Origin of the sequence: Zoogloea ramigera, from assembly GCF_006539865.1 — a bacterium.
Classification (GTDB): domain Bacteria; phylum Pseudomonadota; class Gammaproteobacteria; order Burkholderiales; family Rhodocyclaceae; genus Zoogloea; species Zoogloea ramigera.
In genome coordinates this window covers 15,563-28,967 of sequence record NZ_BJNV01000002.1, presented here as the reverse complement: position 1 = coordinate 28,967, position 13,405 = coordinate 15,563, and the positions used below count along the sequence as shown (strand labels likewise).

The 13,405-nt window shown below is 61.8% G+C and carries 10 protein-coding genes; 6 read left to right on the top strand and 4 right to left on the bottom strand.

Going from position 1 to position 13,405, the window contains the following annotated elements:
• The first annotated feature begins 27 nt into the window (after nt 1–27).
• The 3 genes from ZRA01_RS00265 to ZRA01_RS00255 all read left to right on the top strand — a co-directional run bounded on the left by ZRA01_RS00265 (nt 28) and on the right by ZRA01_RS00255 (nt 3,966).
• Nucleotides 28–966 (top strand): family 2A encapsulin nanocompartment shell protein, encoded by a 939-nt coding sequence (locus ZRA01_RS00265; protein WP_141348741.1) that lies wholly within the window; start codon nt 28–30, stop codon nt 964–966.
• Nucleotides 935–2,845 (top strand): family 2A encapsulin nanocompartment cargo protein cysteine desulfurase, encoded by a 1,911-nt coding sequence (locus ZRA01_RS00260; RefSeq protein ID WP_141348740.1) that lies wholly within the window; start codon nt 935–937, stop codon nt 2,843–2,845. The genes ZRA01_RS00265 and ZRA01_RS00260 overlap by 32 nt, the downstream gene beginning before the upstream one ends.
• 746 nt (nt 2,846–3,591) lie before the next feature.
• Nucleotides 3,592–3,966, top strand: coding sequence for a hypothetical protein (locus ZRA01_RS00255; protein ID WP_141348739.1), 375 nt, complete (start codon nt 3,592–3,594; stop codon nt 3,964–3,966).
• A gap of 295 nt (nt 3,967–4,261) precedes the next feature.
• Here ZRA01_RS00255 and ZRA01_RS00250 read toward each other — a convergent pair whose 3' ends face one another.
• The 4 genes from ZRA01_RS00250 to ZRA01_RS00230 form a co-directional block, all read right to left on the bottom strand.
• On the bottom strand, nt 4,262–4,912 hold the full coding sequence (locus ZRA01_RS00250; RefSeq protein ID WP_141348738.1) for a DUF4276 family protein: 651 nt from the start codon (nt 4,910–4,912) through the stop codon (nt 4,262–4,264).
• Complete coding sequence (locus tag ZRA01_RS00245; RefSeq protein ID WP_141348737.1) at nt 4,909–6,102, bottom strand: AAA family ATPase; 1,194 nt, start codon at nt 6,100–6,102, stop codon at nt 4,909–4,911. The genes ZRA01_RS00250 and ZRA01_RS00245 overlap by 4 nt, the downstream gene beginning before the upstream one ends.
• Before the next feature lie 82 nt (nt 6,103–6,184).
• Nucleotides 6,185–9,982: an N-6 DNA methylase gene (locus ZRA01_RS00240; protein WP_141348736.1), complete on the bottom strand. Its 3,798-nt coding sequence runs from the start codon at nt 9,980–9,982 to the stop codon at nt 6,185–6,187.
• A gap of 471 nt (nt 9,983–10,453) precedes the next feature.
• The gene (locus ZRA01_RS00230; protein WP_141348735.1) at nt 10,454–11,347 is read right to left on the bottom strand and encodes a LysR family transcriptional regulator; all 894 of its coding nucleotides are present in this window, start codon (nt 11,345–11,347) and stop codon (nt 10,454–10,456) included.
• Nucleotides 11,348–11,466: 119 nt separating this feature from the next.
• On the opposite strand from ZRA01_RS00230, the gene ZRA01_RS00225 reads away from it, so the two are divergent.
• From ZRA01_RS00225 to ZRA01_RS00215, 3 genes are read left to right on the top strand one after another with little or no spacing between them, the layout of a single operon-like run.
• Nucleotides 11,467–12,030 carry a YceI family protein gene (locus ZRA01_RS00225; RefSeq protein WP_141348734.1) on the top strand — a complete coding sequence of 188 codons (564 nt, stop codon included), beginning with the start codon at nt 11,467–11,469 and terminating at the stop codon, nt 12,028–12,030.
• 30 nt (nt 12,031–12,060) lie between these two features.
• The gene (locus ZRA01_RS00220) at nt 12,061–12,627 is read left to right on the top strand and encodes a YceI family protein (protein WP_141348733.1); all 567 of its coding nucleotides are present in this window, start codon (nt 12,061–12,063) and stop codon (nt 12,625–12,627) included.
• 56 nt (nt 12,628–12,683) lie between these two features.
• Nucleotides 12,684–13,403 carry a pirin family protein gene (locus ZRA01_RS00215; RefSeq protein ID WP_141348732.1) on the top strand — a complete coding sequence of 240 codons (720 nt, stop codon included), beginning with the start codon at nt 12,684–12,686 and terminating at the stop codon, nt 13,401–13,403.
• The last annotated feature ends 2 nt before the right edge of the window (nt 13,404–13,405 follow it).

The following is a 13,405-nucleotide window of genomic DNA, read 5'->3' as shown; positions in this document are numbered from 1 at the left end:
TGCCCAGGCAGGAACAAGGAGTAAGTCATGGCAGTAGAAAACAGGGTGCATCACGCACTGGGCGATGCCGCTGCGCGTCAGCTGGCCAACGCCACCAAGACCGTCCCCCAGCTCTCCACGATCTCGCCGCGCTGGCTGGTGCACTTTTTGCAATGGCTGCCGGTCGAGGCCGGCATCTACCGGCTCAACACGGTCAAGAACCCCCAGGACGTGCGCGTCAGCTGCTCCCAGCGCGAAGACGAAGGCGACCTACCGGAGATCTTTGTCGATTACGAAGACCAGCCGCGGGAATACTTCCTCAACGCGGTCACCACCGTGCTCGACGTGCACACCCGCATCTCCGACCTCTACAGCAGCCCCCACGACCAGATCAAGGAGCAGCTGCGCCTCACCGTCGAGACGGTCAAGGAGCGCCAGGAATCCGAGCTCATCAACAACCCCGACTACGGCCTGCTGGCCAACGTGGCCGACGAGCAGCGCATCTCCACCCTCACCGGCGCGCCCACCCCCGACGACCTCGACGACCTGCTCACCAAGGTGTGGAAGGAACCCGCCTTCTTCCTCACCCACCCGCTGGGCATTGCCGCCTTTGGCCGCGAATGCACCCGCCGCGGCGTGCCGCCCCCCACCGTGTCGCTGTTCGGCTCGCAGTTCCTCACCTGGCGCGGCATCCCGCTGGTGCCCTCCGACAAGGTGCCGGTGGAAGACGGCAAGACCAAGATCCTGCTGATGCGCGTCGGCGAAAAGCGCCAGGGCGTCACCGGCCTGTTCCAGCCCGGCGTGGCCGGCGAGCAGGGCCCGGGCCTGTCGGTACGCTTCATGGGCATCAGCCGCAACGCCATCGCGTCCTACCTGATTTCCCTCTACTGCTCTCTGGTGGTGCACACCGAAGATGCGCTGGCTGTGCTCGATGACGTGGAGGTCGGCAAGTACCATGACTACAGTGCCCTCGACACCTACAAGTGACGGCCTCGCCGGCCTCAGCGGCCTCGGCGGCGCACCGGCGGGCCTGCCCGACGTGACGCTGCTAGCGCAGCTGGCCGGCGAGTTCTTCGCCGCCCTGCCCAGCGGCAGCCACGACGCGCGCCTGCCCTTTGGCGCCCCACCCCAGCCGCCGCAGACCGAGCTGGCCCTGGCCAACCGCGCACCCGCCCTCGCCCCGGCGCCGGCCCGCCCGGCCGCGGCCCCCGACGAAGCTGTCGACGCCGCCACCGGCACCGGCCGCGCCGCCAACCCGGTGTACGGCGTGCCCGAGGCCTATGCCGCCGCACTGCCGCGGGTGGAATCGCCCGAGCCCCCGCGGGGCCCGAGCGCGCCGTCCTCGCCCTATTACTTCCTGGGCGAGGCCAGCGCCTACCCCTCCACAGCGTCAACCGCTTCAACAGCGCCCACCGCGCTGCCGTCCCACAAGGACGCCAGCCCGGACGTGCCGGAAGACCGGGTCACCGCCCGCTCCTTCGGCCTGCCAGGCGACACCGAGCTGCGCGCCCTGCTCGCCGGGCTCGACGGCGGCAAGCGGGAGCACGCCCCGGCGGCACCCGGTGCACCGGCCTTCTACTTCCTCGCCCCCAGCCAGGAAGAAGCCGCCCCCGCCATCGGCCAAAGCCCCCGCCCGGCCTTCGACGTGCAGGCCGTGCGGCGGGATTTCCCCATCCTGCAGGAGCGGGTCAATGGCCGGCCGCTGATCTGGTTCGACAACGCCGCCACCACCCACAAGCCTCAGGCCGTCATCGACCGGCTGGCGTATTTTTACCAGCACGAGAACTCCAACATCCACCGGGCCGCCCACGAACTCGCCGCCCGCGCCACGGATGCCTACGAGGGCGCGCGCAACAAGGTGGCCCGCTTTCTGGGCGCCGCGCAGACCGAGGAGATCATCTTTGTGCGCGGCACCACCGAAGGCATCAACCTGATCGCCAAGACCTGGGGCGCGCAGAACGTGGGCGAAGGGGACGAGATCATCGTCTCCCACCTGGAGCACCACGCCAACATCGTGCCCTGGCAGCAGCTCGCCGCGGCCAAGGGGGCGAAGATCAAGGTGATCCCGGTGGACGACAGCGGCCAGGTGCTGCTTGGTGAATACCGCAAGCTGCTCACCAGCCGCACCAGGATCGTCTCGGTGACCCAGGTTTCCAACGCCCTCGGCACCGTGGTGCCGGTGAAGGAGATCGTGGCCGAGGCCCACCGCTTCGGCGCGGTGGCGGTGGTCGATGGCGCCCAGTCGGTGTCGCACATGCGGGTCAATGTGCAGGACATCGACGCGGACTTCTTCGTGTTCTCGGGCCACAAGATCTTCGGCCCCACCGGCATCGGCGTGGTGTACGGCAAGCGCGACATCCTGGAGGCCATGCCCCCGTGGCAGGGCGGCGGCAATATGATTGCCGACGTCACCTTCGAGAAGACCGTCTACCACGGCGCCCCGACCCGCTTCGAAGCCGGCACCGGCAACATCGCCGACGCCGTGGGCCTGGGTGCGGCGCTGGACTACGTGGAACGCATCGGCCTGGAGAACATTGCCCGCTATGAGCACGACCTGCTGGTGTACGCTACCCGCGGCCTCCTCACGGTGCCCGGCCTCAAGCTGATCGGCACCGCGCAGGACAAAGCCAGCGTGCTGTCGTTTGTACTCGATGGCTACCGGCCGGAGGAAGTCGGCAAGGCTCTCAACGAAGAAGGCATCGCGGTGCGCTCCGGCCACCACTGCGCCCAACCCATCCTGCGCCGCTTCGGGCAGGAAGCCACCGTGCGGCCCTCGCTGGCGTTCTACAACACCTGCGAAGAAGTCGACACCCTCGTCGCCGTGCTCAAACGCCTCGCCGGCAACACAGGGCGCAAGGCCCGCTGAGCGGCAGTTTTAGCAAACCCACCCGCCCCCGGCTCCGCAAGGTGTCCGGGGGTTTTTGCTGGCGCAGCCCCATCGCCCACCTCCCCCCACGTAGGTCGTGGTTAGCGCAGCGTAACCCGACACACCCCCCGCACAGCCATCGACGATAGTTTTTTCCTTGCCTGCAAGCCTGCACATTCGAATGGCAACTATAACAATCCTGTTGTGACGCTTCACAACTCGAATGCGATAGCTTTTTCCCTCAATTACACGCCTGTAAATTCGAATGGCAACTATCACAATCGTGTTGTGACGCCTGACAACACGATTGCGATAGTTTTTTCCCTTGATTACATGCCTGCACATTCGAATGGCAACTATCGCAAGGCTGTTGTGAGCCGTCACAACTCAAAGTACACCCGTGCACATCATGGTGTGACGGCTCACAACAGCCTTGCGATGCCTGCATGAAGGAAGTGCACGCTTCACAACAGCATTGGCAGGCACCGCACAAGGAAGTGCACCCACCACCAAGGCAAGTACACCCGCCCTCGAAGGATGTGCACCCTTCACGGAAGCAAATGCACCCACCATCACGGCGTTCACCCGCTCCACTCAGGCCCAAACGCCCGCCCCCCCGAAGCACACAGGGCCCACCATGCCCATGGCCTTCCCGTACTCAATTTTGCTATTGCGCACCACCTTGCCGAAGGAGTATCTTTAGTCACAACAAATAAACCCTGAACCACCCCACCACCGGAGGAACCATGCCCAACGCCGTTAATCGTCGCCTGTCCGCCGAAGTCCTGCAAGCCGACCTCGACTGCATCACCGCACTCAAAGTGATCGAAGGCTACGCCCCCAGCAACCCCGCCGACACCCTCGCCGCCCTCACCGATCTCCAGACCCGCGTAGCCGCCGCCGAAGAGCGCGAATTCCACCTCGCCAACAGCTACGCCGCCGCCCGCGACGAAACCCTCGCCCTCCAGAACGAGCGCCATGATCGCGTCAAGAGCGTCAAGAACCAGGTCCGCGCCCAGTTCGGCAACGACTCCAACGAAGTCGCCTCCATCGGCCTCAAGAAAGCCTCCGAGCGCAAGCCCCCGAAGCGGCAAAGCAAGCCGGACGGGAACGGCGCGTGAGGTGTTGATGTGCAGATCTGCAAGGCGGGTGATGTGGCCGGCGTTGTGGAGTTGGATAAAAAAACTGGCGCCCGAGGGGGCGCCAGTTTTTTTGCGGGCCGCATTGATACCGGGTGGTGTTGGCGATAACTTGCGACGCGGAGCGTTGCACAGAAACTCAGACTTACCCCACTACTTGAGTGCCGCCAGCGTATTGCCCTGAAAAAGGCACAGCACCCAGCCGGTTGAGGACTAGCTCCTGCTGGAAGCTGCGCTTTTGGCAGCCACTCGGCCAGCCTGTTTTTTGGTTGCCATATCAGGCTGCGCCTCCCCAGGCTTGAAGTCTCTCTACCCACTCGTTGAAGGCCGGGCACTTGGCCCGAATGGCGGCGATGCCCGTCGCCTCGGCGATCAATGGGCCGTGTTCGGGCTTTGAATATGTACCGTCGGGAAAGATTTTCAGAATGCGCTTGGACGGCGCAGTCTCCGGGCTGTCGTTGATGTCCTCCGGGTTCGGGAACGCCTGCGCCACCGCCATCAACGCGGCTTTCACGTCTTCGCTCCAGCCGTCTTCTGCCCATTCAAAGTCTGCGGGGTTGGTGAACAGCAGGCCCTCGAATTCATGCATCTGCACATAGGGCAGCACATAGCGGGGGTCGTAGCCCGTGGTGATGGCCCGCGCGGCAGCGGCAATGTCGGCTTCCAGTTGGGCTCGGGTACGGCCGGCGCGGTCTTGAAAACCGTAGAAGTCCACCAGCGTGGAGACGCGGTCGGCCTCGCCGTAGTGCAGTGAGATCTTGTGGGCCAGCCGATCCACGGTGACACGCCCGCCACGATGCCGCCCCGACCGGGCGCTCAGCACGGTTCCGTAGACGCTGACGCCGCTGGGCCGCAGATAGGGCTCCAGGCAGCGGTTGACGAAATCCACCTCGGTGGGGCCTTCGCAGATGACACAAATCCGGATCATTCGGCCCGCCCCGCATCCAGGGCCCCGACCCGCTTGACAGCCTGCTTGTCACCCAACCAGGCCACGCCGCCAGTGGCTTGCTGCAACCAAATCTCGGAGAGCTGATACTCCTCGTCCAGCCAGCGCTGGTAGTGCTCGCGCGGCAGGTTGCGCAACACCGTTTCGCCGTTGTTGGCGGTGGCCACGATGATGTTTTCCAGCTCGAAGCAGTCCACCAGATAGGGCGACTGCGTGGCGATGAAGATCTGGCGCTTCTTCGACAAGCGCTTGAACATCTCGGCCACCAGGGTGATGGCATGGGGGTGCAGGCCCAGCTCGGGCTCGTCGAAGAACATCACGTCGGGCAGCCGGTCGGGCGGCAGGTTCAGCAAGGTCAAAAGGCAAAACAGCCGCAGCGACCCATCCGACGTGAGGTGCGAGCCGAAGACCTTGTCGCTTTGACGGCCCACCCAACGCAACAGCACCTTGCCGGCCTCTTCTTCCAGCACAAAGTCCTTGAACGTCGGCAGCACACGGCCAATCTGCTTCACGACCAGCTCGTAGCGTTTGCGGTCGCTATTACGCAGGCCCAGCAGCACGGCCGCGAGGTTGCCGCCGTCGGAGCGCAGGCGGAACGACTCGGTGACATCCCAGCGGTTGTGAATGGCCGCGTTGATGGAGGTATCGTGGAACTGATAGGTGGAACATTGCCGCAGCAGGCTGACGATGGTTTGGGCAGTCTTGGTCTTGGTCGTCCAGTCGAGCAGGCCGGACTCCTTGCCCACCGCGTCAATTTCTGTCCATGTCGCCTCATTCTGAATATGGCCTGGTGCAAAGCGGATCGCCTCGTTCATTACCATGACCGTATCGCCGGCCGAGACATGGGCCAGATCAAACCGATAGTCGTTGTGGCCGGATGCTGTCTCCAGACACAACTCGGCATGGATGCGCGGTGTCTTGCGCGCGCCCATGAAAAACTGGTCATCGCCTCCCCCGTGGCGCAGCACGAATTCCTGCAGGTTCTTCGCCTTCAGCATCCAGCCCAGCATCTCGAAGAAGCGGATCAACGTGGACTTGCCGGCACCGTTGGCCCCGATAAGCACGGTCAGCTGCGGCAGCTCCAGGTTGCGGATGTTCTTCAGGCTGCGAAAGCCTTCGATGGTGACCGAGCAAATCCGGTTGGTTTTATCGGGTGGCGTTATGGCGGTCATTCAAACATCCTTCATCGAGAACATGCGATACAGAAACACCGGGGCGATTCAGTTTACACAGGAATTCGGACTTACCTCTTACTCACAGGTACTTCTGCAGGATGGCCTGCTTGCGGGCGGCAGCGCCGTCGATCACCGCTTGGGCTTCGGCAATCTGCTTTTCCAGCGCCTCGATTTCGGCGACGAACTTTTTCTGCTCAGGCAAAGAAGGAACGGGCACCTTGATATTGCGCATTATCGTCGCGTTTATGTTGGCCTGATTAATGGACTTGGAGGCCTTGCCCTTGGCCTCAGTTTGGAAGGCTGACGAATTCATCATCTTTTCCAGGAATTTCGGCAGCACCTTCCCGGTGTCGGGCACCACGCGCACGAGGTAAGAGGCAAAGCAATAGTCTCCATCCAGATCAAACAGCCCGGTCTTGCCCACATGCTCGATGCTATTGGTGCGGTTGAAAAGCAGGTCACCCTTGTTGAGCTTGTACTTGGCAAACTCCTCGGCGCTGATGTCGGCGCACTTCATGCTGCCGTTGTCCACCATCCGACCACGGATGATCTCGTTCATGCGAAAAATCTTGTAACCGACACCGCCCTCGTTCATGGCTTCGTTTAGGCCGTAATGAACGTTGGTAGCGATTTTGTCGATCTCCACCCTTGGTGCTGAGGACGAATAAATGGCAGCTATAGCGTTGACGAGATCATTCTCTGCAGACACCATCCTAGCCTCTGATGCATTTCGATCTGCATCTACGGCAACACAATCTTTGGCAGCCGCAATTTGGACCTCCTTGGGCGGCAGCGGCAGTTTTTTCTCACGGAGATCAGTCGCAGATATTGATTCGAAAGTCGCTCCTTGTTTCCCCTTGAAGAGTTCTTTATTGCAAGCAATGAATTCAAACAGGAATCTCGAGTCGATCCTGTCTCCTGGCCGAATCGCGGCCAGACCTCTGCCGATACAAATCTTATCTAGGGGGCAGAAGTTCACATCTCCCACCGGAGCCCGGACGCTCATCAAGATGTCGCCCTTGACTGCTTCCTTGGTAACTTGAGTTGTCCAAGTGGTCGGGGGAAGCAGTTCTGTTATGCCGAAGTCTTTCTTGCCTTGATAAAACGGCAGTCCTTTTTTCTGGTCGTTGTAATGGGTAGATTCGGGTGATTGACCTGGTATGACTTCGGCAAGTGATCCAAGACGTTCGGCAGGCCACTTTGAAACCAAAGCAACAGACACCTGTGGTGTGACAGAAATCTGCTTTTCAAAAACAGGGCGAGAAAAGTCCAGCATTTCCACCAAAGGAGCCGTCCGCGCCACGCCCTCCAACGCCGCTGGAATGGCCGCCAACGTTCCGTTGAAATTCGCCGCAATGCGAAAATTGAGCTTCCCGGTATTGTCCCGATTGGTCTCGTCATAAAGCGGTGTGAGGTGCCGCCCGTGGGCATCCTTGATGAGCTTGATGCCCTCGTCACCCTTGGCCGAGCTCCAGTCGTAGCCGAGGAATTGCTTGATGGCCTTGGTCTCGGTCGGGCTGCGAATGATCAGCACCGGATTGGGCTGATCGCAGGCCATCACGAAGTGATAGAGCTTGTCGCGTTCGATGGTTTGGACAAAGACAAGGTAGCGTCTGTTGATCTCGACGTCCTGCTCTGCCGGGGGCAAAGCCTTGAACCATTTTGCCTTGTAGAGATTGGTGACCTCGGTGCTGGTGTTGAATTTTTCGAGGTAGATGGCCTCCAGATGCTTGGTCCAGCTACCCTCCGGATCGCCCTTGAGCAGGGTTTTGTAATCATCCAACGGCACATTGATATGGGCGGCATAGCGGGCGATCAGGTGCTCGTCCTTGTAGATGACCTGCTTGCGCTTGCTGGCATCGCAGCCCTTGAACCATTCTTCCACGCGTTCACGGTAGTGCGCGGCAGTGTCCGGCGCGGTTTTCTTGCGGCGCAGGAACAGGGTAACGGTGTTGGTGCCCGTCTTGCCGAAGGTGCCGCTACCGAATTCGGCAATGGCCACGATGTCGAAATACTGGATCAGGATTTCACGGGTGCGAATGTAGGCGCTGCCACCGTTGGACAAGATACTGGACGGTAGGATGATCGCGGCCACGCCGTCGGCGCGCAGCAACTGCTTAGCGCGCTCGATGAAAAAGGTTTCGATGCTGTTGGAGGTTTCGAAGTCGTTGATGGTCTCGGTCAGGGTATAGGCCTTGCGTTCCTCTTCCGGCAACGTTTCCAGAAAGCCGCGCACGCTGTAGGGCGGGTTGGCGACCAACAGATCAAAGGTTCCGTCTTTGATGTCCGGGAATGCCTCATGCTGGTTGATCAGCCCGTCGCCGTAGCAAATGTTGATACCCTGCTGGCCGTACATGAAGGCCGATACCTTGGCGACCTTGGAGAGGCGATATTCCTTCTCGATGCCGTACAGGGCCTTGTGATACGCCGCAAGGTCCGCTGCGGGCTGATGCGTTTCCACCAAGGGCTTGAGCTGCAAGGCCAGCTCGGTAAGAAAGTGTCCTGCGCCGCAGGCGTAATCGATGGCTTTGGGCGGTGTGACGCTGCGCCGGACGAGTGAGGCCAGCGGCAGGCTCATCATGATGAAGCGGCAGATCGGCATGGGGGTGAAAAACTGCCCCTCGCTCTGCTTGACGCCCTGATCGAGGAAGCCCTCGAACATATCGCCCAGAAACTGGTTATGGCCGTGCGGGTCGGTCAGGCGAATGTCCTGCCACATCTGCAGGATCTTCAGCAGCACCTCGGCGTTCTGGTAGAACAGCTTTTCGTTGTGGACGTCGATCAACGAAAAATCGTTGTTGGTGAAAAATTTCTGCTGAATGAACAGATTCCATACCGCGCGCTGCGTGGCATCCGGGTTCTGCTTGATGAATCGAAGTGCGTTGTTGACGTCGCCCTGGTTGATGTAGGTGATGTCTTCCCCGAGAAACTTTCCCATCCCCGCTTGGTACAACTGCTGCAGGCGGTCCATCAGGTCAAAATGGGTGTCGTAGGCAACACCCTTCCAGTAAAACTTCAAGTCGGATGGGTTCTCGATTTCATCCACCAACTTGCACAGAAACAGATTGACCAGCTTGTCGAAGGCGTTCTCGCGTCCCGACACATTGTGCTGGCGCAGGATAGTGGCAAACTCGTGGTATTTCTTCTGCTGGTCGCGGGCAGAGATGGCGTGCAAGTCAGCTAGTGAATATTTGTCTTTGCCGATGTGGTAGGGCTGAATGTTTTCTTCGAAAATGCCCTTGGTCGTGTAATCGAGCTTGTACGTGTCACGCCAGACAGCGTGACGCTCTTTCACATCAGTTACCGATCTGAAGCTTTTGAGCAGCGGGTTATCCGCCAGATATTTTTCGTTGTCGCGGTGCGCGATGATGTGACTGGTGTAACTGGCCGCACCAGCATCCAGATCCGAGGTATACAGGCACAGAAATTGGGTTTCGCTGATCTGCTGTGCGTAGCTGAATAATTGGTCACCATCCTGCTGAGTCTTGTTCCACGCACGCTTGAACTCGCCTCCCGCCGTTTTGCATTCGATGATCAGCAGTGGGCGGCCATCGTTGTCCTTGATCAGAATGTCTGCACGGCCACCGCTTGCGCCACGTCCCACCTTCCACTTGGGCTCCAGTTCGATGTGCTCAGGTTTGTAGCCCTTCTCCAGCAGACGGTGGACGCATTCGAGCACAACAAAATTTTCGTTGGCTTCGAAGTTGCAGGTCTGGCGCTCATTGATGACCAGGCCCGCGGCTTCGGGATAAGTGATCTCCTTTGTCTTGAAGTTCACTTCCAAAACCGCAGCGCCGATCGCCTTACGGTGAATCACCCCCTTTTTCTCGAAACTGAGGGCGTGCAGCAGATCGGCCAAATTATCTTGAGTGAGCATCTCGTTCTTTTCCTGTTCTATTTCTTGGCCACGCCATCAATCATTGGACGAGGCCGGACCGTTACCAACAACCTCGTTTGCCCCATTAGCGCGCCCACTGATCCACCTTGGACACTTTGAACCGCCACAACCGTCCGGCGCGGTGTGCCGTCTGATTTTTACGGTGGATCGAACCACGCGTGACGCCCGGATGTTCGGCAATCCGGCCCACGAACACCCGAGGTTCGGGCAGTCATGGCAGCACTCTGGCTGATGGGATTCGCCCAGTATCAAGACGGTTTCAATCGCAAGCCGCGCAATCTATCAGATTGCGACCGTTTGAAATCGGTGCCGTTGTCGGCCTGCCGGTCGTGGGGTGTCGGGTTACGCTGCGCTAACCCGACCTACGCCTGCGTTGGCTGCCGCCGTGATCGGCGAGCCCACCCGCCAGACCAACCTCGGTGGCCCGCTCGTCGACATCGCCAAGCGGCCTCAGCCCTCCCCCGCCCCCAGCCTCTCCGACAAAAACTCGATCAGCAGCCGCACCGCGTGGGGCATGTAGCGGTTGCTCGGGAGCACCGCGTAAACGCCCAGGGGCGGCGGGGCGAAGGCGTCGAGCAGCGTCTCGAGCCGGCCCGCTGCCAGGTAGTCGGCGGCGATGAAGTCGGGCTGGATCGTGATGCCCATGCCCTGGGCGGCGGCCTCGGCGAGCACATCGCCGTTGTTGGCCTGCAGCCGGAACGACAGCGCAAAGCTCTCGAGCCGCCCATCCACCATGAAAACCCACGGGCGGCCGCTGCCGTGGGGGGCGTAGCCGATGCAGGCGTGCCGCATGAGCTCGGACGGGTGCTGCGGGCGGCCGCGGAGGGCCAGGTAGCCGGGCGAGGCGAGCGCCAGCAGCTGGCTGGTGCCGAGCTTGCGCACGATGTCGCCGGGCTCGAGGCGGCCGGTGACGCGCACCGAGAGGTCGACGCCCTCTTCGATGAGGTTGATCCGCCGGTCGGTAAAGTCCATCGCCAGCTGGATCTCGGGGTAGAGCTGCGAGAACGCCAGCATCAGCGGAGCCAGCCGCTTGAGGCCGTAGCTGAGGGGCAGGCTCACCCGCAGCTTGCCCCGCGGGGTGGCGCGCTCCTCCATCAGCTCGGCTTCGGCGGCGTCGACCATGTCGAGGATGGCCCGGCATTTGTCGAGGTAGGCGGCGCCCGCCGAGGTGAGCGTGAGGCTGCGCGTGCTGCGCACCATGAGCTTGACGCCCAGGTGCTCCTCCAGCGCCGCAACCTGCCGGGTGACCACCGAGCGCACGGTGCCGAGCTGGTTGGCCACCGCGGCAAAGCTGCCCAGCTCGGCCACCCGCATGAAGGTGCGCATTGCATCGAGTTGATTCATTGTTGCCTCTGTGCAAACAGTTCGTTCTTTATTGTCGTCTATTTAGCGCAGGCAAGGACGTTTACAGTTCATCCATCGCCGGTGCCCACAGCGCATCGCAGCCACACGGAGAACCTGCCATGAAACGCCCCGCCCTCGCCCTTGCTCTCGCCCTCGGTGCCGCCCTCGCCCCGGCAGCCCACGCCATCGAATACAACCAGGTTCAGGCCGACAAGAGCCGTATCGGCTTTGGCTACAAGCAGATGGGCGTGGCGATGGACGGCAAGTTCAAGAAGTTTGCGAGCCAGCTCAGCTTCGACCCGGCCCAGCCGGCCAACGCCAAGGCCACCATCGACGTGGACCTGGCCAGCATCGACACCGGCACCGCCGAGGCCGATTCCGAAGTGGCCGGCAAGCAGTGGTTCAACACCAAGGCTTTCCCGACCGCACGCTTCGTGTCGACCGCAGTCAAGAGCCTGGGCGCCAACCGCTATGAAGTGGCCGGCACCCTGACGATCAAGGGCAAGACCCACAACGTGGTGGTGCCCGCCACCTTCACGCCCCAGGGCAATACCGGCGTGTTCGACGGCAGCCTCACCATCCGCCGCGGTGACTTCACCATCGGCGAAGGGCCGTGGGCCGCCTTCGACATCGTCGCCAACGACATCCAGATCAAGTTCCGTATCGCCGCCTCCGGCAAGTAATCCCGCAACACCCCCCAACAGGAGTCCTCCATGAAAAAAATCGCCACCCTCATCGCCGCCCTCACCCTCGCCGCCCCGGCCTTCGCCGCGCCGGAAACCTACAACGTGGACAGCACCCACACCTTTGCGCGCTTCTCGTACAGCCACTTCGGCATGTCGACCCAGCTGTCCAAGTTCAACAAGACCACCGGCACCGTGGTGCTCGACAAGGCCGCCAAGACCGGCTCGGTGGACGTGGTGATCGACACCAAGTCGGTGGACACCGGCTACGACACCTTCAACGAGCACATCCAGGGCGAAGACTTCCTCGACACCGCCAAGTACCCGACCGCCACCTTCAAATCCACCAAGGTGGTCTTCAAGGGCGACAAGCCGGTGTCGATCACCGGTGACCTGACCTTCAAGGGCGTCACCAAGCCGGTGACCCTGAAGGTGAACAACTTCGTGGCGATGCCCCACCCGATGCTCAAGAAGGACGCCATCGGCGCCGACGCCAGCGTGGTGGTGAAGCGCAGCGAGTTCAACGCCGGCAAGTACGCCCCCCACGTGGGCGACGACGTGACCATCACGATCTCCCTCGAAGCGATCAAGGGCTGATCGCCCGCGGGCACAGCCCCCGCGGCAGTGCCCGGCAACACCAAAAAGGAGGCTCCATGTTTGAACTGAGACCCGCCGCCGAGCGCGGCAACGCACAATTCGGCTGGCTCGATTCCCGCCACACGTTCTCGTTCGGCCACTACCACGACCCGAAACAGGTGGGCTTCTCCGACCTGCTGGTGATCAACGACGACCTGGTCGCCCCCGGCCAGGGCTTCGGCACCCACCCGCACCGGGACATGGAGATCTTCTCGTACGTGCTCGACGGCGCCCTCGCCCACGAGGATTCGATGGGCACCGGCTCGGTGATCCGCCCCGGCGACGTGCAGATGATGAGCGCCGGCACGGGCATCCGCCACAGCGAGTTCAACGCCTCCAACCGCGCGCCGGTGCACTTTCTGCAGATCTGGATCGTGCCCGACCGCCAGGGCGTCGAGCCGCGCTACCAGCAGCGGCATTTCAGTGCCGCCGACAAGCGTGGGCGCCTCTGCCTGATCATCTCGCCGGACGGCACCGACGGCTCGCTGGGCGTGTACCAGGACGCCCGCGTGTATGCCGGGCTGTTCGACGGCGCCGAGCAGCACACCCTCACCCTACCCCCGGGCCGCCACGCCTATGTGCATCTGGCCCAGGGCAGGCTGGTGGTGAATGGCCAACCCATGCAGGCCGGCGACGGCGCCCGCCTGCGTAATGCGGAGCGCATCGAATTCAGCCAGGGCGAGAAAGCCGAAGTGCTGGTCTTCGACCTGCGCCCCAACGAACTCCCCGATTTCTGACC